This is a genomic window from Nonomuraea sp. NPDC049625 (assembly GCF_040675285.1).
Classification (GTDB): domain Bacteria; phylum Actinomycetota; class Actinomycetes; order Streptosporangiales; family Streptosporangiaceae; genus Nonomuraea; species Nonomuraea angiospora_A.
The window spans coordinates 266,784-288,246 of sequence record NZ_JBFAOQ010000001.1; the positions used below are offsets into that span (position 1 = coordinate 266,784).

At 69.5% G+C, this 21,463-nt stretch carries 23 protein-coding genes and 1 tRNA gene; 20 read left to right on the forward strand and 4 right to left on the reverse strand.

What is annotated here, in order from left to right; all coding sequences use genetic code 11:
- The first annotated feature begins 17 nt into the window (after positions 1-17).
- The 5 genes from AB0J87_RS01395 (at position 18) to AB0J87_RS01415 (ending at position 6,486) form a co-directional block, all read left to right on the forward strand.
- Positions 18-1,247 carry an amino acid permease gene (locus AB0J87_RS01395; RefSeq protein ID WP_363962167.1) on the forward strand — a complete coding sequence of 410 codons (1,230 nt, stop codon included), beginning with the start codon at positions 18-20 and terminating at the stop codon, positions 1,245-1,247.
- Between the two features lie 57 nt (positions 1,248-1,304).
- Positions 1,305-3,176 (forward strand): acyl-CoA dehydrogenase family protein, encoded by a 1,872-nt coding sequence (locus AB0J87_RS01400; RefSeq protein ID WP_363962168.1) that lies wholly within the window; start codon positions 1,305-1,307, stop codon positions 3,174-3,176.
- 206 nt (positions 3,177-3,382) lie between these two features.
- Complete coding sequence (locus AB0J87_RS01405; RefSeq protein ID WP_350733392.1) at positions 3,383-4,651, forward strand: extracellular solute-binding protein; 1,269 nt, start codon at positions 3,383-3,385, stop codon at positions 4,649-4,651.
- A 66-nt stretch (positions 4,652-4,717) separates the two neighbouring features.
- Positions 4,718-5,602, forward strand: coding sequence for a sugar ABC transporter permease (locus AB0J87_RS01410; RefSeq protein WP_363962169.1), 885 nt, complete (start codon positions 4,718-4,720; stop codon positions 5,600-5,602).
- The gene (locus tag AB0J87_RS01415) at positions 5,602-6,486 is read left to right on the forward strand and encodes a carbohydrate ABC transporter permease (protein ID WP_363962170.1); all 885 of its coding nucleotides are present in this window, start codon (positions 5,602-5,604) and stop codon (positions 6,484-6,486) included. The genes AB0J87_RS01410 and AB0J87_RS01415 overlap by 1 nt, the downstream gene beginning before the upstream one ends.
- Positions 6,487-6,489: 3 nt before the next feature.
- On the opposite strand, the gene AB0J87_RS01420 is transcribed toward AB0J87_RS01415, so the two are convergent.
- A complete protein-coding gene (locus tag AB0J87_RS01420) occupies positions 6,490-7,209 on the reverse strand; it encodes a methyltransferase domain-containing protein (protein ID WP_363962171.1) in 720 nt (239 codons plus the stop codon).
- A gap of 148 nt (positions 7,210-7,357) precedes the next feature.
- Between AB0J87_RS01420 and AB0J87_RS01425 the strand changes: the two genes are divergently transcribed.
- Both AB0J87_RS01425 and AB0J87_RS01430 read left to right on the forward strand, forming a co-directional pair.
- Positions 7,358-7,897: an RNA polymerase sigma factor gene (locus AB0J87_RS01425; protein WP_363962172.1), complete on the forward strand. Its 540-nt coding sequence runs from the start codon at positions 7,358-7,360 to the stop codon at positions 7,895-7,897.
- Positions 7,884-8,669, forward strand: coding sequence for a hypothetical protein (locus AB0J87_RS01430; RefSeq protein WP_363962173.1), 786 nt, complete (start codon positions 7,884-7,886; stop codon positions 8,667-8,669). The genes AB0J87_RS01425 and AB0J87_RS01430 overlap by 14 nt, the downstream gene beginning before the upstream one ends.
- On the opposite strand, the gene AB0J87_RS01435 is transcribed toward AB0J87_RS01430, so the two are convergent.
- Positions 8,658-9,680: an adenosine deaminase gene (locus AB0J87_RS01435; RefSeq protein WP_363962174.1), complete on the reverse strand. Its 1,023-nt coding sequence runs from the start codon at positions 9,678-9,680 to the stop codon at positions 8,658-8,660. The two genes, AB0J87_RS01430 and AB0J87_RS01435, sit on opposite strands and share 12 nt — an antisense overlap.
- Positions 9,681-9,749: 69 nt before the next feature.
- Here AB0J87_RS01435 and AB0J87_RS01440 point away from each other — a divergent pair, with 69 nt between their 5' ends.
- Genes AB0J87_RS01440 through AB0J87_RS01455 form a run of 4 tightly spaced genes read left to right on the forward strand, consistent with a single transcriptional unit; the run spans position 9,750 to position 12,243 of the window.
- Complete coding sequence (locus AB0J87_RS01440) at positions 9,750-10,250, forward strand: SigE family RNA polymerase sigma factor (RefSeq protein ID WP_363962175.1); 501 nt, start codon at positions 9,750-9,752, stop codon at positions 10,248-10,250.
- Positions 10,247-11,128, forward strand: a complete 882-nt coding sequence (locus AB0J87_RS01445) for a PASTA domain-containing protein (protein WP_363962176.1) — start codon at positions 10,247-10,249, stop codon at positions 11,126-11,128. Before AB0J87_RS01440 ends, AB0J87_RS01445 begins: the two co-directional genes overlap by 4 nt.
- 41 nt (positions 11,129-11,169) lie before the next feature.
- Positions 11,170-11,709, forward strand: a complete 540-nt coding sequence (locus AB0J87_RS01450) for a hypothetical protein (protein ID WP_363962177.1) — start codon at positions 11,170-11,172, stop codon at positions 11,707-11,709.
- 30 nt (positions 11,710-11,739) lie between these two features.
- Positions 11,740-12,243 carry a hypothetical protein gene (locus AB0J87_RS01455; protein ID WP_363962178.1) on the forward strand — a complete coding sequence of 168 codons (504 nt, stop codon included), beginning with the start codon at positions 11,740-11,742 and terminating at the stop codon, positions 12,241-12,243.
- A gap of 4 nt (positions 12,244-12,247) precedes the next feature.
- On the opposite strand, the gene AB0J87_RS01460 is transcribed toward AB0J87_RS01455, so the two are convergent.
- The gene (locus tag AB0J87_RS01460) at positions 12,248-13,456 is read right to left on the reverse strand and encodes a pyridoxal phosphate-dependent aminotransferase (protein WP_350733411.1); all 1,209 of its coding nucleotides are present in this window, start codon (positions 13,454-13,456) and stop codon (positions 12,248-12,250) included.
- 161 nt (positions 13,457-13,617) lie between these two features.
- Here AB0J87_RS01460 and AB0J87_RS01465 point away from each other — a divergent pair.
- The 9 genes from AB0J87_RS01465 (at position 13,618) to AB0J87_RS01505 (ending at position 21,040) form a co-directional block, all read left to right on the forward strand.
- A tRNA-Trp gene (locus tag AB0J87_RS01465) sits at positions 13,618-13,690 on the forward strand.
- Positions 13,691-13,768: 78 nt separating this feature from the next.
- Positions 13,769-14,014 (forward strand): preprotein translocase subunit SecE, encoded by a 246-nt coding sequence (secE, locus tag AB0J87_RS01470; RefSeq protein WP_357725570.1) that lies wholly within the window; start codon positions 13,769-13,771, stop codon positions 14,012-14,014.
- Positions 14,015-14,080: 66 nt separating this feature from the next.
- Positions 14,081-14,845, forward strand: coding sequence for a transcription termination/antitermination protein NusG (gene nusG / locus AB0J87_RS01475; RefSeq protein ID WP_350733413.1), 765 nt, complete (start codon positions 14,081-14,083; stop codon positions 14,843-14,845).
- Between the two features lie 121 nt (positions 14,846-14,966).
- Entirely contained in the window at positions 14,967-15,398 is a 432-nt protein-coding gene (gene rplK / locus AB0J87_RS01480; RefSeq protein WP_138719455.1) for a 50S ribosomal protein L11, read from the forward strand.
- Between the two features lie 58 nt (positions 15,399-15,456).
- Positions 15,457-16,176, forward strand: a complete 720-nt coding sequence (gene rplA / locus AB0J87_RS01485; protein WP_350733415.1) for a 50S ribosomal protein L1 — start codon at positions 15,457-15,459, stop codon at positions 16,174-16,176.
- A 780-nt stretch (positions 16,177-16,956) separates the two neighbouring features.
- On the forward strand, positions 16,957-17,778 hold the full coding sequence (locus tag AB0J87_RS01490; RefSeq protein WP_363962179.1) for an LppX_LprAFG lipoprotein: 822 nt from the start codon (positions 16,957-16,959) through the stop codon (positions 17,776-17,778).
- Between the two features lie 240 nt (positions 17,779-18,018).
- Complete coding sequence (gene rplJ, locus AB0J87_RS01495; protein ID WP_350733418.1) at positions 18,019-18,543, forward strand: 50S ribosomal protein L10; 525 nt, start codon at positions 18,019-18,021, stop codon at positions 18,541-18,543.
- A 72-nt stretch (positions 18,544-18,615) separates the two neighbouring features.
- Entirely contained in the window at positions 18,616-19,005 is a 390-nt protein-coding gene (gene rplL, locus AB0J87_RS01500) for a 50S ribosomal protein L7/L12 (RefSeq protein ID WP_350733420.1), read from the forward strand.
- Between the two features lie 145 nt (positions 19,006-19,150).
- A complete protein-coding gene (locus tag AB0J87_RS01505) occupies positions 19,151-21,040 on the forward strand; it encodes a glycosyltransferase family 39 protein (RefSeq protein ID WP_363962180.1) in 1,890 nt (629 codons plus the stop codon).
- Here the strand turns inward: AB0J87_RS01505 and AB0J87_RS01510 are convergent.
- Positions 21,027-21,434 carry a nuclear transport factor 2 family protein gene (locus tag AB0J87_RS01510; protein ID WP_363962181.1) on the reverse strand — a complete coding sequence of 136 codons (408 nt, stop codon included), beginning with the start codon at positions 21,432-21,434 and terminating at the stop codon, positions 21,027-21,029. The genes AB0J87_RS01505 and AB0J87_RS01510 overlap by 14 nt on opposite strands.
- Positions 21,435-21,463 lie beyond the last annotated feature (29 nt).

Consider the following 21,463-nt stretch of genomic DNA (forward strand, 5'->3'; position numbering starts at 1 on the left):
GCATTAGTTTCGGCTGCATGTCGGAACATCGCATAGGCGCAGGACACGGCACGGCACTGCTGGTCGGGGCGGTCCTGGGGCCGGGGATGCTGGTGCTGCCGCACCTCGCCGCCGCTGCCGCGGGGCCCGCGTCCGTGCTGGCCTGGGCCGGGCTGCTCGCGCTGAGCGTCCCCGTCGCGCTGACCTTCGCCGCGCTCGGCGTCAGATACCCCGACGGCGGGGGAGTGGCGAGCGTCGCCGGGCTCGCGTTCGGCCGGCACGCCTCCGCCGTGGTCGGCTGGTGGTTCTACGGCGCGGTCCCCATCGGCACCGTCGCCGGCTCGCTGGTCGGCGGCCAGTACGTCGAGGCCACGCTGGGCATGGACGCCACCCTGGCCGCCTGCCTGATCCTGGGAGCCGCCTTCGCCGCCAACGCCGCCGGGCTGCGCACCTCGGGACGGCTGCAGATCGGCTTCGTCGTCCTGCTCGTCGCGCTCCTGGCAACCGCCGTGATCACCGCCGCGCCGCACGCCGACCCGGGTAACTTCACCCCCTTCGCCCCGTACGGCGCCGCGGGCGTGGCGGACGCGGCCGGCGTGCTCCTGTTCGCCTTCGTCGGCTGGGAGGCGGCCAGCCACCTGTCGGCCGAGTTCGCCGGGAAGGGGAACGGCCTGGTCCGGGCCACCGCGGTGACGCTCGTCGTGATCGGGATCCTGTACGTGGGCGTGTCGGTCACCTCCGTCGGCGTGCTCGGCCCCGGCATGACCGGCGTGCCGCTCACCGCCATGCTGGAGACCGGCATCGGGCCGGCCGCGCGGCCGGTCACCGGGGTGGTGGCGGTGCTGCTGACCTTCGGCGCGGTCAACACCTATCTGGCCGGGGCCTCCCGGCTGGGTGCGGCCATGGCCAGGGACGGGGCGCTGCCGGGCTGGTTCGCCAAGGGCGGGGCGCCGGGTGAGACGCCGTACCGGAGCCTGGGGCTGCTCGCCGTCCTCAGCGTGCCCGTGCTGGTGTGGGCGGTGGATCTGGACCTGCTCATGCGGGCCACCTCGGCCTGCCTGGCCGCGGTCACGGCGGCGGGCGTGGTGGCGGCCGTGCGGATGCTGCCCGCGGGGCGGCACCGGAACACGGCCGTGGTGGGCGCGGGGCTGTCGCTCGTGGCGCTGGTGTTCTGCGGCGCCTATCTCGTGGTGCCCGCCGTACTCGCCTTGGTGGCGATCGGGGCTCTGAAAGCGAATGTTCGCCGTTCGTACAGAATCAGGCGATGAGGCGCCGTCAGGCGGGCAGTACTCCTAGCACAGGACGGCGGATCGTCGGGAGGTGCTATGACCGAGCACGCCAAGTACGCGGAGTCCAGGGAGGTCGGCGAGCAGGCGCGCGAGAAGGAGTGGACGCGGCCGAGCTTCGCCAAGCAGCTCTTCCTCGGTGACTACCGGCTGGATCTCGTGTACCCCGTGCCGACGCTGTCCGAAGAGGCGACCAAGCGGGGTGAGGAGTTCGTCAGGGCGGTGCGGCGCTACCTCGACGCCCATGTCGATCCCGCGCTCATCGAGCGGACCGCGCAGGTGCCCGACGAGGTGGTCAAGGGGCTCGCGGCGCTCGGGGCCTTCGGGATCACGATCGGCGAGGAGTACGGCGGGCTCGGGCTGCCATACCTGTACTACTGCCGCACCCTCATGCTCGTCGGCTCCTACTGCCCGGCGCTGGCCACGCTGCTGTCGGCGCACCAGTCGATCGGGGTGCCGCAGCCGCTCAAGCTGTTCGGGACCGAGGAGCAGAAGCGGGAGTTCCTGCCGAGGTGCGCGGCGGGCGAGATCTCCGCGTTCCTGCTGACCGAGCCCGACGTGGGCTCCGACCCGGCCCGCCTGTCCACCACCGCCGTCCGCGACGGCGACGACTACGTGCTCGACGGCGTCAAGCTGTGGACGACGAACGGCGTCGTCGCCGAGCTCCTGGTGGTCATGGCCAGGACCGGCAAGAAGATCAGCGCGTTCGTGGTCGAGGCCGACTCTCCCGGCATCACGGTCAAGCGGCGCAACGGCTTCATGGGACTGCGCGGCATCGAGAACGGGGTCACCGAGTTCTCCCAGGTCAGGGTGCCGGCCAAGAACCTGATCGGGCGCGAGGGGCAGGGCCTGAAGATCGCCCTGACCACGCTCAACACGGGCCGCCTGTCGCTGCCGGCCACGTGCGCGGGCAACGCCAAGTGGGCGGTCAAGATCGCCCGCGAGTGGGGCAACGAGCGTGTGCAGTGGGGGCGCAAGGTCGGCGAGCACGAGGCCGTGGCCACGAAGATCGCGTTCATCGCGGCGACCGCGTACGCGCTCGAAGCCCTCTGCGAGCTCACCAGCCGCCTGGCCGACGACCAGCGCAACGACATCAGGATCGAGGCGGCGCTGGCCAAGCTGTACGCGTCGGAGCTGTCGTACCAGGCACTCGACGAACTGGTCCAGATCAGGGGCGGGCGAGGCTACGAGACCGCCGAGTCGCTCGTGGCGCGCGGCGAGCGCGGCGTGCCCGCCGAGCAGATGCTGCGCGACTCCCGCATCAACCGCATCTTCGAGGGCTCCTCGGAGATCATGCGCCTGATGATCACCCGGGAGGCGGTGGACGCGCACCTGTCGGCCGCCGGAGAGCTGATCAACCCGGAGGCCTCGCGCCAGGAACGCGCCCAGGCCCTGCGCCGGGCCGGCGGCTTCTACGCCAGGTGGCTGCCCACGCTGGTGGCCGGCACCGGCAACCTGCCCGCGTCGTACGGCGACTTCGGCCCGCTGGCCGCGCACCTGCGCTTCGTGGAGCGGACCAGCCGCAAGCTGGCCCGGTCCACCTTCTACGGCATGTCGCGCTGGCAGGGCCGGCTGGAGCACAAGCAGTCGTTCCTCGGCAGGCTCGTGGACATCGGGGCCGAGCTGTTCGCCATGACCGCCGTGTGCGTCAAGGCGGAGGAGGACTCCAGGGACCTCGGGCGACGGCCGTACGAGCTCGCCGACACCTTCTGCCACCAGGCACGACGCCGCGTGGACGCGCTGTTCGAGCGGCTCTGGGACAACAGCGACGCGGGCGACGTGCGGCTGGCCGGCTACGTGCTCGACGGCCGCTACGGGTTCGTCGAGGAAGGCATCCTCGACCCCTCCATCGAGGGCCCGTGGATCGGCACGCCGCAGGGTGGAGAGAGCGTCCGGAGAAAGATCCTCTGACGCCCGGTCTAGACCGGTTGTGAGGTTTTCCGGCCCTCAGCGTTTTCAAACTGATACGAGCCGGTATAGACCGGCTTGTCGATCCAGGCTTACGCTGGCGCAAACGCGTCGAGCTGTACGCTCGCGTGCCCCATCCCCCAGGACGGGGTCCGTTGGCTGGTACGGACCAGCACCCGTCCGACGAGAAGGCGGTATCTCCAGTGAACATGAAGCTTGTGGGCGGCGCCGCTCTCGGCCTTGCCACGATGCTGGTCCTGTCCAGCTGCGGCTCCGGTGGTTCCGGCGGTGGCGGAGGCAACACGCAGGCGTCGGGCGGCGGGCCGGTCACCCTGAAGATGGTCGCCGCCGACTACGGCGACGGCCCCGGCAAGCCGAACTCGGGCGAGACGTTCTGGAAGGGCGTCGTGGACGAGTTCCAGGCGGCCAACCCGAACATCAAGGTCGACGTCCAGGTCATCAACTGGAACGACATCGACAAGCAGGTCGCCACCATGGTCCAGAACGGCCAGGTGCCCGACATCCTGCAGACCGGCGACTACTCCGGCTTCGTCAAGGACGGGCTGCTCTACAAGGTGGACGAGGTGCTGTCGCCGAACGTCTCGGGCGACATGCTGCAGAAGTTCGCCGAGTTCGGCAAGGTCGACGGCACCGCGTACGGCATCCCGTTCGTCTCCTCCGCGCGGGCGCTGTTCTACAACAAGGACCTGTTCCAGAAGGCCGGCATCGCCGAGCCGCCGAAGACCTGGGACGAGCTGAAGGCCGACGCCGAGAAGCTGAAGAAGGCCGGCGTCACGCAGCCCTTCGGCCTGCCGCTCGGCCAGGAGGAGGCCCAGGGCGAGTCGTTCCTGTGGATGCTGGGCAACGGCGGCGGCTACAAGGACGCCTCCGGCAAGTGGGCGATCAACTCGCCGCAGAACGTCGAGACGTTCACGTACATGAAGGGCCTGGTCGACGCGGGCCTGACCACCCCCAACCCGGGCACCAAGGACCGTAAGACGGTCTGGGAGGACTTCGGCGCGGGCAAGGTCGGCATGGTCAACGGCGGCCCCATGTCCATCCCGATCTTCGACGCGGCCGGGCTGAAGAACTACGGCGTCGCGCCGATCCCCGGCAAGAGCGGCCCGCTCGACACCACGCTCGGCGTCATGGACTGGATCATGGCGTTCAACAAGAACGGCCACGGCGCCGAGATCAAGAAGTTCTTCGACTTCTTCTACACCGGCAGCGCCGCCCAGAAGATCTCGGACACGTACAAGCTGCTGCCCGTCACCAACGGCGGCATCCAGAAGCTGTCGGGCGACGAGAAGCTCAAGCCGTTCCTCGACGCGCTGCCCAACGCCAGCTTCTACCCCTTCCAGGACCCCAAGTGGGCCGAGGTGAACCCGGCGATCAAGCAGACCATCGGCGGGGCCGTCAAGGACGACCCGGCCAAGGTCCTCGGTGAGCTGCAGAAGACCGCCGAAGCGGCCGGCTGATACGTCGGGGGCCCGTGCGGCCGGCGCTCTCACCGGTGCCGGCCGCACCGTCTTGGAAGGTTTCTCATGAGAAGGATGCGCGCCCTGGAGCCCCTCGCGTGGGTAGGGCCCGCCGTGGTGCTGATCGCGCTGGTCGTGCTCTGGCCCGTGATCGAGATGATCAGGTCGTCGTTCCTCAAGATCAGCCGGTTCGGGGTGGTTCAGGGGAGCAACGGCTTCGCGAACTACGAGAAGCTGTTCGGCGAGAAGGACTTCGCCGACATCATGGTCCGCAGCGTGATCTGGGTGGTCGCGGTCGTCGCGCTCACCGTGCTGATCTCGCTGGCCCTCGCCCAGCTGTTCAACCAGAACTTCCCGCTGCGCAAGGTGGCCCGGTGGGCGCTGATCGCGCCGTGGGCCGCGTCGGTGCTGATGACGGCGATCATCTTCAAGTGGATGCTCGACCCCGAGGTCGGCGTGATCAACCAGATCCGGCTGAAGCTGGGGCTGATCGACGCGATGGGCGGGGCCTCGGCCGACCAGCTCGGCGACGCCTCCACCGCGATGCCGTGGCTGGTGTTCGTGGCCGTCTTCGTGTCGGTGCCGTTCACCACGTACGCGCTGCTGGCCGGGCTGGCGACGATCCCCGCCGACGTCTATGAGGCGGCCAAGATGGACGGAGCCACCCGGTTCCGGACGTACTGGTCGATCACGCTGCCGCTGCTGAGGCCCGCGCTCACCGTGGCCGCGCTCATCAACGTCATGAACGTCTTCAACAGCTTCCCGATCATCTGGGCCATGACACACGGCCAGCCCGGCTACTCCACGGCCACCTCGACGATCCTCATGTTCATCCTCAAGGGCTCGAACATCGGCGAGTCGGCGGCCATGTCCGTCGTCAACTTCGGCATGGTGATCATCCTGACCGCGATCTTCCTCAAGGTCTCCCGCTGGAACAAGGAGGTGGCGTGATGGCGATCAAGACCCTGCCGTCGCCGGCCACCCGGCCGCGGCAGCACGTCAGGCCGTCGTCGCGGCGCACGATGCCGAAGCTCAAGACCGTGCTCGTCGCGGCCGCCGCGTACGTCGTCGCGTTCGTCTTCCTGTTCCCGTACGTGGTGATGCTGCTCACCTCGCTGCGCTCGCAGGAGTCGCTGCGCGAGGTGTCGTTCTGGCCGAAGGAGTGGGTGTGGTCGAACCTCGCCAACTTCTGGGCCGGCGGCCTGGCCGGCAACCTGTGGGTGACACTCAAGGTCGCCGGCGGCTCGACCGTGCTGGTGCTCCTGGTGGCGCTGCCGGCCGCGTACTACTCGGCCCGGCACAACTTCAGGGGGCGCACGGCCTTCCTGATCCTCGTGCTGATCACCCAGATGTTCCAGCCCACGGCCATGCTGGTCGGCATCTACCGCGAGTTCTTCCAGTTCGGGCTGGTGGACTCGATCTGGTCGCTGATCCTCGTGAACGGCGGGTTCAACCTGGCGTTCGCGGTGTGGATCCTGAACGCGTACTTCGCCTCGATCCCGCGCGAGTTGGAGGAGGCGGCGTTCATCGACGGGAACGGGCGCTTCGGGGCGCTGTTCAGGATCACGCTGCCGCTGGCCCTGCCCGGCGTGATCACGGCGCTGATCTTCACCTTCATCGCCGCCTGGAACGAGTTCGTGGTCGCCCTGACGCTGACCACGACGCCGGAGAACCAGCCGCTCACGGTGGCGCTCAACTCGTTCATCGGTCAGTACCAGGTGGACTGGCAGAACCTGTTCGCCGGGTCGGTGATCGCCACCATCCCCGTGATCATCCTCTTCGCGCTGATCGAGCGGAAGGTGGTGGGCGGCCTCACGGCCGGGTCGATCAAGTAGCGCCTACGCCTTGGGCTGGGGCACCCGTGCCACGCAGAAGACCGTCTGGCCGAACGGTGGCCTGATGAACCGCTCGATGAAGCGGGTCGTCGGGACCACCGTACGGTCGTAGATCTTGACCAGGCGCGGGTCGGGGTAGCCGACGCCGCCCCGGCGCACGGCGGCCCACCAGGCGATGCCGCCCAGGAAGTTGATCGGCTTGAGCACCTCGATGTCCAGGCCCGCCTTGGCGACCGTCGCGCCGAGCGTCTTGGGCGTGTAGCGCTGGACGTGGCCCACCTTGCGGTCGAAGTCCCCGTAGAGCTGCATGTAGCCGGGGACCCAGATGATGATCCGCCCGCCCGGCAGCGTGACCCGGGCCAGCGAGCGCAGCGCCTCGGCGTCGTCCTCGATGTGCTCCAGGACGTTCATCATGACGACGGTGTCGACCTTGTCCTCGAGCGGGATGTTCGTCGGCAGCCCGAACTGCAGGACGTCGATGTCGTCGCGGCCCGCGAACCGCTTTTCCAGCTGCTCGACGCAGTAGGGGTCGAAGTCGCTCACGACCAGCCTGTCGAGCCGCGGCAGGAACGCCTCGGCGAAGTGGCCGAGGCCGGAGCCGATCTCCAGCATCGAACGGCCGACATGCGGGGCGACCATGTCCAGCTCGTACTGCCGATAGTTCTTGGCCTCGTCCCCACCTAGGTGGTTCTCCAGGGCCTCGTCACCGGCCGCCGGTTGCACTACACGGTCATACCCAGACATAGTCCCGTTCCTTCTCGGGGGGCTCATGGATTGCCCGAGTCTAATGCCCCGATCACTGGTGACGTTCACCCGATACGCGAAAGACCCTTCCCCGGGGCACCTCGAATGGGGTGGAATCTGACTCGCCATGGACGACGACGAGGCGATCGAGCGCTCGCTCGCCGGTGACCAAGCCGCCTATGAGGTGCTGGTCGCCCGCTACAGCGCGCTCGCCCACCGTACCGCTTTCATGCTGGGGGCGGGGGACGAGGCCGAGGACGTGGTGCAGGAGGCGTTCGTCAAGGCGTTCCGGCATCTGCCGGGCTTCCGCAGGAACTCGCCGTTCCGCCCCTGGCTGCTGCGGATCGTGGCCAACGAGACCCACAACCTGACCCGGTCGCGGGGGCGCCGCTCCGAGCTGGCCTTACGGTTGAGCGCCACGGCGTCCGTGGCCGCGCCCGACGATCCCGAGGGCACCGCGGTGGCCGGCGACCGGCGCTCGCGCCTGCTGGAGGCGGTACGCCGGCTGCCCGAGCGGGAACGCCAGGCCGTCGTCTGCCGGTACTTCTTACAGCTGACCGAGGCGGAGACGGCGCAGGTGCTCGACTGGCCCGTGGGCACCGTCAAGTCCAGCACGCATCGGGGGCTGGCCCGGCTGAGGGAGGAGGTGGGCAATGAGCTCGCGTGAGCCTTTCGACGACCTGGAGTCCGAACTCCTGGCGCTCGGCGACCTCCTCGACGTCCCCGTCCCGCCGCCCGCCGACGTCGCCGCGGCCGTACGCGCCCGCCTGGAGGCTCCGGACGAGGCCTCGCGCGGTGAGGTGCCCGATCCGGCCCACGGCCTCACCCGGACGCACTCTCCGTCTCCGGTGCGGCGCCGGCGCGCGAGGTGGAAGGTCGTCACGGCCGTCGTCCTCGTCGTCATCGCGATCACGGCCGCGACCCCCCAGGGGCGGGCGGCGGTGGTACGGATCCTGCGGTTCGCCGGGATCGAGCTCCGGATCGGCGACACACCGCCCAAGGCCGTCACCGGCGTCACGCCCCTGCCGTACGAGCACCCCGTGGACCGGGACGGCCTGAAGGCCGAGGTGAAGTTCCAGGTCAGGACGCCGAAGGCGCTGGGGGGGCCCGAGCGCACCACGGTGTCCGACAGGGGCCGGGTCGTGTCGATGTTCTGGCCGGGCGGCGTCCGGCTCGACCAGTTCGACGGCGGCCTGGACCCGGTGCTCTTCAAGAAGCTCGGCCCGCCCTGGCCCGACTACACCAAGGTCGGGCCGTACCAGGCCTGGTGGGTCCCGGGGGCGCACCCCCTCGGCTACCTCAGCCGCCAGGACGGCACCGAGATCCCCCTGCGCCAGGCGGGCCCCACCCTCATCTGGCAGCAGGACGCCCTGAACTACCGCCTGGAAGGCGTCAAGACCGAGGAAGAGGCCGTCCGCGTCGCCACGTCACTCGGGTGAGCCCGTCAGCCACTCGTCCACGCCCGCCAGCAGCTCCTTGCGCACCGGCTCGGGGGCCGCGGAGGAGCGTAGGGACTGGCGGGCCAGCTCGGCCAGCTCCGCGTCGCTGAAGCCGTAGACGTCCCTGGCCAGCTCGTACTGGCTCAGCAGCCGCGCGCCGAACAGCAGCGGGTCGTCGGACCCCAGGGCGATCGGCACGCCCGCGTCGAACAGCCGCCGCAGCGGCACGTCGGCGGCCCGCTCGGCCACCCCCAGCCCCACGTTGGAGGTGGGGCAGACCTCGCAGCAGATCTGCCGGTCGGCCAGCCGGTGCATGAGCCGCTCGTCCTCCGCCGCCCGCACCCCGTGCCCGACCCGGTCCGCGTCCAGGTCGTCCACGCACTGCGCCACGCTGCGCGGGCCCAGCAGCTCGCCCCCGTGCGGCACGGACAGCAGCCCGCCCCGCTTGGCGATCCTGAACGCCCGCTCGAAGTCCCTCGCCTCGCCCCGCCGCTCGTCGTTGGACAGCCCGAACCCCACCACGCCCTTGCCGGCGTACTGGGTGGCGAGCCGGGCCAGCGTGTTCGCGTCGAGCGGGTGGCGGGTCCTGTTGGCCGCCACGACCACCGCGATCCCGATCCCCGCGTGCTCGGCCGCCTGGCGCGCCGCGTCCAGCGTCAGCTCCAGCGTCGCCGTCAGCCCGCCGAACCGCTGCGCGTACCCCGACGGGTCCACCTGGATCTCCAGCCACCGGGACCCGGCCGCCGCCTCGTCCTCGGCCGTCTCGCGCAGCAGCCGGTAGACGTGCTCGGAACGGGTCAGCACGGACCTGGCGATGTCGTACAGCCGCTGGAACCTGAACCACCCGCGCTCGTCGGTGGCCCGCAGCTTGGGCGGCCAGTCCTCCTCCAACGCGTCCGGCAGGTGCAGCCCCTGCTCCCTGGCCAGCTCGATAAGCGTGGAATGCCGCATCGATCCGGTGAAATGCAGGTGTAGATGCGCCTTGGGCAGCGTGTTCAAGGGCCTTGCCATTTGCATATCTTGCCACTCAACCCCGGGACCGCTTCGCGCGTTGGGGAGGGCGAAAGGGGACCTTCGCTCATGACAGATGACGATGAAGCGGCCTTCGACGAGTTCCTGGCCGCCCGGAGCACCTCGCTGCTGCGCACCGCGATCCTGGTCTGCGGAGCGACCGAGCACGACGCCGAGGACCTGGTGCAGCACGCGCTGGAGAAGGTCTACCGGCACTGGCCGCGGATCAGGCGGGACAACCCGGAGGCCTACGCGCGCAAGGTCGTCGTGAACGCGGCGATCAGCAAGGCGCGGCGGCGCAAGATCGTGCAGGAGATCACCTTCGCCCGGCCGCCCGAGACCGCCGCCGACGCTCCCGACCTCGACCTGCGCCACGCGCTCATCAGGGAGCTGCGCAGGCTGCCGCCCAAGATGCGGGCCGTGCTCGTCCTGCGCTACTGGGAGGACCAGTCGGAAGGGGACACCGCGGCCCTGCTGGGCTGCTCGGTCGGGACCGTGAAGAGCCAGGCGGCGCGGGGGCTCGCCAGGGTCCGCGAAAACATGACTGTCGCAAAGGAAGTGACCAGATGAGGATCGAGGACGACCTCGCGGACGCCATGAGGGCGCACGTCGCCGACGTGCAGGCCCCGCCGGACCTGGGCAGGTCCGTACGGCGCGGCAACCGCTCGCGCGTGCTCCGCTTCCGCGTGGCGGGCGCGGCGCTCGTCACGGCGGCGGTGGCGGTGGCCGTGCCCGTGGCGCTGAACTCCGGGGAACCCGCCGGAGGGGAGGCCGCGACCGGTCAGGACCGGGCCGTGGTGCGGAACGACGTGACCGTGCCGGACGTGACGGGCAAGCCCGTCACCGAGGCGGTGCCCCTCCTGCGCGCGGCCGGGCTGCTGGCCGACATGGCGGCGGAGGAGGTGCGGAACAACCGGGTGATCGGGCAGAAGCCCGCGGCCGGGGAGCAGGTCGCGCCCGGCAGCCATGTCGAGCTCACCCTGGAGCCGCCTCCTGTCACGATGCCGCAGGACCTGGGCGATCTGGGTGACGGGCGGGAGTTCGGCGGCATCCGCCTGGATTACCTGCCGGAAGGGCTCGAATGGGGCAAGTGGTCGGGCAAGGACGGGTTCGGCAAGCACAGTTTCACCACCACTTATGACAAGCCGGGCAACGAGCCTGGGCGCTACTCCGTACAGGTGATCGTGTTCGAGGGAGAGGCCGCCAAGAGCGCCATGGCCCGCTTCCCCAAGGCCGGCGCCGAGACCGTGGACATCGGCGGCGCGAAGGCGCGCCTGGCGACGCTCGGCGAGGGCGGCGAGGTCGTGTCGGAGGGCACGCTCACGATCGCCTGGAAGCTGCGTGACGGGCTCGCGGTCGAGGTGTGCATCAGCCCCGACTACGCCAAGGACGTGGACGGCCCGGCCGAGGCGAAGAAGATCGCGGAAGGCATCCGCGCGACCGGCTGAACCCGCGGTACGGATGAGGCCGAACGGGGGATCAACCTTGCATGATCCCTGAGGGGCCTGCGGGTATCGGGCAGGGAGGCCGCGCGGCGCTCACGGCGCTGGCCTTCGCGGCGACAACTCTGATCATCTACGCGCTCTTCTCCTCGGGGTTCGGGCGTCCGCGCCCGGCCCCTGTGGAGGGCCCTGTCATGGTCGGGGCCTCCGTCGCCGAGGCCACCCTCGCGGTGGTCTCCGACGATCTCTGGCTCACCTACCTCCCCGCGGGGCTGGAGCGCAGCGGCGGGGGACCCGTCAAGCCGAAGGGGTCGTGGGCCAGGTTCGGCTCGGCCCAGCGGTTCGTGGAGGCCCAGGTCGAGCCCGCCGCCGACTGGGTGAGTTACACCAGGAAGGCCGCCCTGCTCGACGCCCGCCCCGTCACCGTGCGCGGCAGGCCCGCCGTGGTCGGCAGGCATCCGAACGGCGGCCGGATGATCATCTGGATGGAGCGCGCGGGCACGGGGGCGTGGATCCGGGTCAGCGATTCCCTCGGTGGCGAACTGGTGGCAATTGCTGCCTCAGTCAAGAGTCCTGTAGGAGACTAAGAGCCTTTTCCATGCGTTCCTGGGGGGTCGATGCGGCGTCTGGCAGCGGTGCTCCTCATGTTCGCGCTGAACGGGTGCGGCGCGGACGACGTGCCCGCGCCCGAGGCGATCGCCTCGCCGCCGTCCTCCGCGCACGCCCCGCACCAGGGCGTCTGGCTGGCCTGCGGCCAGACCAAGGTGGGGCTGCCCGCCATGCCCGATGGGATGACCAGGGCGGGCTCGTTCGGCCGCCTGGGCTCGCTCACCCGCCCGCTGGAGGCCAAGGGCGTGATCTGGCGGCGCGAGGACGAGCAGATGTACGTCGGCGTCGTGTGCGGGGCGCGGACCGCCGAGGAGTTCGTCACGCTGGTCGCCAGGTCGTCGCTGACGGCGTACCGGGGCATGCCGGCGCTGCGCTGGAACACGCGCACCGGCGTGCGCAACTTCATGTGGCTGGAGCGGCCGGGCACCGCGGTCTACATCGCCGCGACGCCCGGCCTGGCCGCCCAGATCAGGCACGTCGCCGCCGGCGTCGCCCTGGACCAGGCACCCTGAACGACTAGTGCGCCTCTGACAGCAGCTTGGCCACCCGGCTGACGCCCTCGACCAGGTCGTCGTCGCCCAGCGCGTACGACAGGCGGAAGTAGCCCGGCGTGCCGAACGCCTCGCCCGGCACCACGGCCACCTCGGCCTCCTCCAGGATCAGCTCGGCCAGCTCGCCGGACGACTGCGGCCGCCGGCCGCGCAGCTCCTTGCCGATCAGCTCCTTGACCGACGGGTACGCGTAGAACGCCCCCTTCGGTTCCGGGCAGAAAACGCCCGGGATCTCGTTGAGCATCCGGACCATCGTCTGGCGGCGCCGGTCGAACGCCGTGCGCATCTCCGCCACCGCCGACAGGTCGCCGGACACCGCGGCCAGCGCGGCCACCTGGGACACGTTGGCGACGTTGGAGGTGGCGTGGGACTGCAGGTTGGTGGCCGCCTTGACGACGTCGGAGGGGCCGATCAGCCAGCCCACGCGCCAGCCGGTCATCGCGTAGGTCTTGGCCACGCCGTTGAGGATCACGACCCGGTCGCCGAGCTCGGGGACGGCCGTGGCGATGCTGGTGAACTCGGCGCCGCCGTACACGAGGTGCTCGTAGATCTCGTCCGTGACGACCCACAGGCCGTGCTCGGCCGCCCAGCGGCCGATCGCCTCCGTCTGCTCGCGGGAGTAGACCGCGCCCGTCGGGTTGCACGGCGACACGAACAGCAGGACCTTCGTCCGCTCGGTGCGCGCGGCCTCCAGCTGCTCGACGCTCGCCAGGTAGCCGGTGGACTCGTCGGTCACGACGTCGACCTGCACGCCGCCCGCCAGCTTGATCGCCTCGGGATAGGTGGTCCAGTAGGGCGCCACGACCAGGACCTCGTCGCCCGGGTCGAGCAGCGTCGCGAACGCCTCGTAGACCGCCTGCTTGCCGCCGTTGGTGACCAGCACCTGCGAGGCCTCGACCGCGTAGCCGGAGTCGCGCCGGGTCTTGTCGGCGATGGCCTGCTTGAGCTCGGGCAGGCCGCCCGCCGGCGTGTACTTGTGGAAGCGCGGCTCGCGGGCGGCCTGGATCGCCGCCTCGACGATGTAGCCGGGCGTCGGGAAGTCGGGCTCGCCCGCGCCGAAGCCGATGACGGGCCGCCCGGCCGCCTTCATCGCCTTGGCCTTGGCGTCCACGGCGAGCGTGGCGGACTCGGAAATAGCGGAGATTCTCGCGGAGACGCGGGGTCGGGTGGACATGGGTCCATGGTCCCATGTGCTCGGTGACCTGGGCGATCGGGATTGGGTTCGACGTACCCGGCAATCACCCGTATGCTTTCGATCGGTCCTTCCGCACCGCATGTCGGCGAGCGGTTCGGTCCAGGCAGTGGGTCGATCAGGGTAGTCTGGTCTAGCGACATAGGGCACTGGCGCAATTGGTAGCGCACCGGTCTCCAAAACCGGCGGTTGGGGGTTCGAGTCCCTCGTGCCCTGCGAGTGCGGTCCGCGCAATAATGGGCGTGTAAGCGCGCCGCAAAACTGCGTTGGATACGACAGATTCAGGTGAGGACTGTGGCGATCGACACGCGCGGCGAGACCGCAGACAAGCCGAGTGGCGAAAAGAAGACGCGCACTTCGCCTGCCCTTTTCTATCGGCAGGTCGTCAACGAGCTCCGCAAGGTCATCTGGCCGACACGCAAGGATCTCATCACCTACACCACGGTCGTTCTGGTATTCGTTCTGATCATGGTGGCGATCGTGTACGGGCTCGACAGCGCCCTGGGATGGGCAGTCCTCAAGGTCTTCGGCGGCGGCTGATCGAGACGCCGCCGGTGACAGCTGACGGAGTCGCCAGTTCGATACGACGAAAGAGGAAGAGTCACCGTGTCCGAGTCTTCAGTTCCGGCCGGCGAGTCCCGCGAGGAGTGGGACGACGAGCTGGAAGAGGCCACTGAGGAGTCCGCCGAGGAGGCGGAGCTCCAGGAGGAGGCCGAGGTCGCGGAGAGCGACGAGGCAGCCGAGGCTTCCGACGTCGAGGACGAGACGGTTCTTCCCGACGTCGATCCCGTCGAGGAGTTCAAGAGCTCGCTGCGCGGCCTTCCCGGTGAGTGGTACGTCATCCACTCCTACGCCGGTTACGAGAATCGCGTGAAGTCCAACATCGAGAGCCGCAACGTGTCGCTCAACATGGAGGACTACATCTACCAGGTCGAGGTGCCGACGCACACCGTCCAGGAGTTCAAGAGCGGCAAGAAGGTGCCGGTCAAGGAGCGCGTGCTGCCCGGCTACGTGCTGGTGCGCATGGAGCTGACCGACGAGTCCTGGGCCGCCGTGCGTAACACGCCCGGTGTGACCGGCTTCGTCGGCCTGTCCAACAAGCCGAGCCCGCTCAGCCTCGACGAGGTCGCCAAGCTGCTGGCGCCCGAGCCGACCGAGGAGACCAAGAAGGCCGCCTCCAAGGCGAGCGCCGGCCCCGCGGTCGAGTTCGAGATCGGCGAGTCCGTCACGGTCATGGACGGCCCGTTCGCCACGCTGCCGGCCTCGGTGAGCGAGATCAGCCCCGAGTCGCAGAAGCTCAAGGTGCTCGTCTCGATCTTCGGCCGCGAGACCCCGGTCGAGCTCTCGTTCAACCAGGTCTCGAAGATCTAGAACAATCACATACACTGAGACGTTCGGTCGGCCGCCTGATCATGAGGGCGGCCTCCGACGTGTCAGGGCTGCAATCCGCTGGCCCTGACAGGCATCGCAATCAGGACCCGGAGAAGGACAAATGCCTCCGAAGAAGAAAATCGCCGCTCTGGTGAAGGTCCAGCTCCCCGCTGGACAGGCCACCCCGGCGCCGCCGGTGGGTACCGCGCTCGGTCCCCACGGTGTGAACATCATGGACTTCGTCAAGCAGTACAACGCTGCGACGGAGTCCCAGCGGGGCAACATCATCCCCGTTGAGATCACCATTTTCGAAGACCGCAGCTTCACCTTCATCACGAAGACGCCGCCGGCGCCTGAGCTGATCAAGAAGGCCCTGGGTCTCGACAAGGGCAGCGCGGTCCCGCACCGCGACAAGGTGGGCAAGCTCAGCCGCGAGCAGCTGCGCAGCATCGCCGAGACGAAGATGCCCGACCTCAACGCCAACGACATCGAGGCGGCCGAGAAGATCATCGCCGGCACCGCCCGGTCGATGGGCATCACCGTCGCCGAGTAACACCCTTTCCAGACGTTGTGGGAGGGCCCTCGGGCCCGCGTACCACTAGGAGTTAGCAATGAAGCGCAGCAAGGCGCACAAGGACGCGGCCGGCAAGGTCGACCGCGACAAGCTCTACACGCCCATCGAGGCAGCGAAGCTGGCCAAGGAGACGTCGACCACCAAGTTCGACGCCACCGTCGAGGTCGCACTGCGGCTGGGCGTCGACCCTCGTAAGGCCGACCAGATCGTGCGCGGCACGGTCAACCTCCCGCACGGCACCGGCAAGACCGCCCGGGTCCTGGTCTTCGCGACCGGTGACCGTGCCGAGGCGGCCCGCGAGGTGGGTGCCGACATCGTCGGCGCCGACGAGCTGATCGACGAGATCTCCAAGGGCAACCGGCTCAACGAGTTCGACGCCGTGGTGGCCACGCCCGACATGATGGGCAAGGTGGGTCGCCTGGGCCGCGTGCTCGGTCCGCGCGGTCTCATGCCCAACCCCAAGACCGGCACGGTGACGCCCGACGTCGCCAAGGCCGTCACGGAGATCAAGGGCGGCAAGATCGAGTTCCGCACCGACCGCCAGGCCAACCTCCACTTCATCATCGGCAAGACGTCGTTCGGCGAGCGCCAGCTCATCGAGAACTACGCCGCCGCCCTTGACGAGGTGCTGCGTCTCAAGCCGTCCGCGGCCAAGGGGCGCTACCTGAAGAAGGTCACGTTCTCCACGACCATGGGCCCCGGCGTCCCGGTCGACCCGAACGTCACGCGCGGCCTCACCGCTGAGCTCGACGCGTAAGCGTTTTTCTGATCGAGCCTCGCCCGGTTTCGGGCGGGGCTCTTTCTTTTTCCTCTGGCGAGCTGTGGTTTCTCGCGGAGGGCCGTTTTCCCGCGGCGGGCCGTGGCCACCGCCCCGCCGTACGGGGATCGCCTCCCAGCGGCGCGGGACGGGCGCCCGGACTCACGCGCCCTGTGCCACGACGGCCGCTCTTACGATGGCCGCCCGCACGATGCCTGCCCGCACCACGGCCACCCGCACCACGGCCCACCCGCACCACAGCCGCCCGCGCCACGGCCCGCCCGCACGATGGCCACCGCCCACGGCCCGCTCGCACGATGGCCGCCCGCACGACGGCCCCCCGAACCCGGGGACCCGCGCGGGGCCGGGCGCTTCGATGCGGCTTGCCGGTGGCTTTCGGGCGGGCGTGTGCCGGCACTGTCGGTCGCGCTCAGGCGGTGGGGGCCGTGATCCGATGGCGATGGCGGCCTTCCGTCCTGCGCGCAGGCGGCCCCGAAGCGGGGCTGGGCGCCTAAGGAGCGCGCGTGCGGCGGCGTCGGTCGTGCTCGGGCGGTGGATGGGGCCGCTCGGGCGGGGGGCAGGGCCGTGATCGCGGTGTGGTGGCTTTCCGCCCCGCGGCGCCGGGCCGGGGTGGCTCGCACGAGGTCTTCAGGCAGGCGGGCCTGGGCTGAGTCGAGTTGTGCAGGGAATGTGTGAGGGGTGTGGGGGATAACCCTGGGTTTTCCCTTATTTATGAGGGGAAGTCGCAACGGCGATGCCACTTAAAAGTAGGGTCAAGACATGCTGAAGCGCACGATAGGACTCACTGCGGCCGGTGCCGCGCTCGTCGTGGCGGCGGTCGCCGGTTGTGGATCGAACGCCCAGCCCATCCAGGTCAACCTGGCCGCCTCTGAGGTGCTCGCGCAGGCCGCGCAGAAGACCTCCGAGGTCAGCAGCTACACGGTCGACGCCGTGGTGAACGTCACGCACCCGCAGGAGGGCTCGGGCAAGGTGCAGGGGCGCATGCTCTACCAGAGCAAGCCCCAGCTCGCCGTCGACCTCACCCTGGACACCGTCGACATGGGCGGGAAGAGCCTGCCGGGCGGCGTGCGCGCCGTGCTGCAGGGCGACACCGTCTACGTCAAGGTGGAGGCGCTCAAGGACCTCGTGGGCGCGACCAAGCCGTGGATCAAGGTATCGCTCAGCGAGATGGGCGACTCCTCGCAGGTGAACGACTACCTGAGCAAGATCCAGCAGTTCGACCTGGGCAACGTGACCAAGCTCGTCACGGCTTCGCAGGACGTGAAGTCGGCCGGCAACGAGAGCGTCAACGGCACGGACACCACGCACTACAGCGGCACGTTCCCGGTGGACGCGGCCGTGCAGCTGCTGCCCGCCGACCAGCAGGAGCAGGCGCGTACGAACCTGGCGGAGCTCAAGGACGTCAAGTTCGACATCTGGGTGGCCTCCGACGGCCTGCCGCGCAAGCTCGCGCTGAACGGCTCCAAGGAAGGCGCCACGCTCGACGCCACCCTGCTCTTCAAGGGCTTCAACGAGCCGGTGACCATCGAGGCCCCGCCCGCTGACCAGGTCGGGGAGATGCCCAAGGGCACGACCAACTGAGAACGATTTGGAAACTCGGCGGCCAGGACGTACTCTGGTCGTTGCCGAAGACCGCCGGTCGTCGTCAGGTGCCTCAATGCCTGGCGACCGAAGGATCCACATCTTGTGGACGGCCCGCGCAGGTGTGATGCGAGTTTCCCACATGGTGTGACCCATGTGCGTGAGCCCCGTGTGCGCCCTGCGCCCGGGGCTGTTCTCATTTTCAGGGCCTTCGCCGGCGGCACATCTGGAAGGAGGCCCATGGCGAGGGCGGATAAGGCGACAGCGGTTGCCGAGCTCAAGAGTGAGTTCGAAGGCAGCGCTGCCGCCGTTCTGACCGAGTACCGCGGTCTCACCGTCGCGCAGCTCAAGGAGCTGCGTAAGTCTCTCGGTGAGAATGCGAAGTTCGCCGTGGCGAAGAACACCCTGACCAAGATTGCGGCCAACCAGGCCGGATTCTCGGGTCTCGATGACCTGCTCGCCGGTCCGACCGCGATCGCCTTCGTCAACGGCGACGTTGTCGAGGCCGCCAAGGGTCTGCGTGACTTCGCCAAGGCCAATCCCCTTCTGGTGATCAAGGGCGGTGTCCTCGAGGGCAAGACGCTCGACGCCACCGAGATCACCAAGCTCGCCGACCTCGAGTCCCGCGAGGTCCTCCTCGCGAAGCTTGCTGGCGCGCTCAAGGCGAAGCAGAGCGCTGCCGCTGCTGTGTTCGCCGCGCTCCCCACGCAGATGGCTCAGCTGGCCGACGCCCTGCGCGCGAAGCGCGACGAGGCGGGCGAGTAACACGGGGGTTGCCGCAACACCCGCGGTCCCGTTTCTAGTTTCAGCAAGTCCCGAACGTAAGGAATAAGCATCATGGCGAAGCTCAGCACCGACGAGCTGCTCGACGCGTTCAAGGAGATGACCCTCCTCGAGCTGTCCGAGTTCGTGAAGCAGTTCGAAGAGGTCTTCGACGTCAAGGCCGCCGCCCCCGTCGCCGTTGCCGCCGCCGCCCCCGCGGGTGGCGCCGAGGCCCCGGCCGTCGAGGAGCAGGACGAGTTCGACGTCATCCTCGAGGCTGCCGGCGACAAGAAGATCCAGGTCATCAAGGAGATCCGCGCCCTCACGTCCCTGGGCCTCAAGGAGGCCAAGGACCTGGTGGACGGCGCTCCCAAGGCCGTCTTCGACGGCAAGGTCAACAAGGAGCAGGCGGAGAAGGCCAAGGCTGCCCTCGAGGGCGCCGGCGCCACCGTGACCGTCAAGTAAGACGGTTTCTGTTCGCTGAAAAGGGGCGGGGACATCCTGGTGCCGGATGTCCGCCGCCCCTTTTTCGTGCCCTGAGCGGCCTCGCTCAGGAGATTCTCATGTCCGTCTCATCGCGCCGCGAAGCGGCTTGCCTAGCGTGCGAGCTGTGGTTACCGAAGCGAAGTCCCGTTGGGCGCTGACCGCCCTGCTCATAGGCACCGGAGTGCTCTACATCTGGGGTCTCGGCGCCTCCGGATGGGCAAATTCGTTCTATTCGGCGGCCGTTCAGGCGGGCAGCCAGAGCTGGACGGCGTTCTTCTTCGGGTCCTCCGACGCCGCGAACGCGATAACCGTCGACAAGACGCCCGCCTCCTTGTGGCCGATGGCGCTCAGCGTGCGGCTGTTCGGGCTCAATTCCTGGGCCATTCTCGTTCCTCAGGCGCTCATGGGCGTCGGCACGGTGGCGCTGGTGTACGCGTCCGTGCGCAGGTTGACCAACGTCTGGGCCGGGCTGCTGGCCGGGGCCGTGATGGCGTTGACGCCGGTGGCCGTGCTGATGTTCAGGTTCAACAACCCCGACGCGCTGCTGGTGCTGCTGCTGACGGCCGCCGGGTACTGCGTGGTGCGGGCGCAGGAACGCGGGGCCACGCGGTGGCTGGTGCTGGCGGGGGCGGCGATCGGGTTCGCGTTCCTGGCGAAGATGTTGCAGGCGTTCCTGGTGTTGCCGGGGTTCGCCCTGGTTTATCTCGTCACGGCGCCGGTGCCGTTCTGGCGGCGGATGTGGCAGTTGTCGCTGGCCGGTGTGGCCATGGTGGTCTCGGCCGGGTGGTGGGTGCTGGCGGTGGCGCTGGTGCCGGCCTCCGAGCGGCCGTACATCGGGGGTTCCCAGACCAACAGCGTGCTGGAGCTGGCGCTCGGCTACAACGGGATCGGGCGGCTCAACGGCGGCGACTACGGCGGGCTGGGCAACCTGAACCAGCAGGCCGGGTGGCTGCGGCTGTTCGACACCGAGGCGGGCGGGCAGATCGCCTGGCTGCTTCCGGCGGCGCTGGTGCTCCTGGCCGCCGTCACCTGGGTCACCCGGCGGGCGCCGCGGGTCGATCCGGTCCGGGCCGCCACCTGGGTCTGGGGGAGCTGGCTGATCGTGACCGGGCTGGTCTTCAGCCTGATGCAGGGCATCTTCCACGCGTACTACACCGTGGCCCTGGCTCCGGCGATCGCGGTGCTGGTGGGCATGGGGGCGGCCGTCCTGTGGGAGCGGCGGGCGTACCGGCCGCTGGCGGTGATCACGGCCGGCACTGCCGTGTGGTCGTACGTGCTGCTGTCGCGCAGCGCGGAGTGGAACTCCTGGCTGGGCGTGGTCGTGCTGGTGGCGGGGCTGGGGGCGGCCCTGGCGATGTTGTTCGCGCGCCGGGCCCTGGTCGTGGTGGCCGTCGCCGTGGTGGCGTGCCTGGCGTCCCTGGCGGGTCCGGCCGCGTACGCGGTGGACACGGCCTCGTCGGCGCACACCGGAGCCATTCCGACGGCGGGGCCCTCCACCGGTGGCAGGGGCTTCGGCGGGCCCGGCGGGTTCGGTGGCGGCGGCCGGCAGTTCCGGCAGATGCCCGGGAACGGCCCGTCAGCCGGCCGGCAGGCGTTCCAGGCACCGCCCGGTGGCCGGGGGATGGGGCGGGGCGGCATGGGCGGGCTGCTCAACGCTGGCACTCCGGCCGCCGAGCTGACCGCGCTGCTGAAGACGGACGCCTCCGCGTACACGTGGGCGGCGGCGACGGTGGGCTCCAACAACGCGGCCGGCTACCAGCTCGCCGCCGGCGCGCCGGTGATGGCGGTGGGCGGCTTCAACGGCACCGACCCCGCGCCGACGCTGGAGCAGTTCAAGCAGTACGTCGCCGAGAAGAAGATCCATTACTTCGTCGGCACGGGGATGGGGATGGGGATGGGCGGCCGCAGCACGGGCGGCAGCGACGACGCGGCCCGGATCGCGGCCTGGGTGCAGGAGACCTTCACCGCCACCACCGTGGGAGGGACGACGGTCTTCGACCTCACGCAGGCTTGAGCGAGGCGGCGGCGGCGCGGACCTGGGTGACGGCGCCGGTGTCCATGTAGTCCCTGGTGTGGATGATCAGGCCGTTCCTGATCCTGAGCACGAGCAGGCCCGGGACGGTGATCGACTGCCCGGCGACCGTGACGAACGTGTCCTGCTCCACCAGCACGACCTCCGGGTCGGTCGCCTGGTGGAGCGAGACCCGCCGTACCTCGTCGGGCTTGAACGGCATCGCGCCCCACATCGCCCGGTACCCGGCGCGGATCTCCTCCCTCCCCTTGAACGGCGCCAGCCCCCCGAACGGGAACTCGTGCAGCCCGTCCTCCGCGTAGAGGCCGGCCAGTTCGTCGGCGGACTTGTGGAGCATGGCCGCGTGGTAGGCGGTGACGATCTCTTCGATGGACATGGGGAATCCCTTCCAGTTCGCTCAACAGG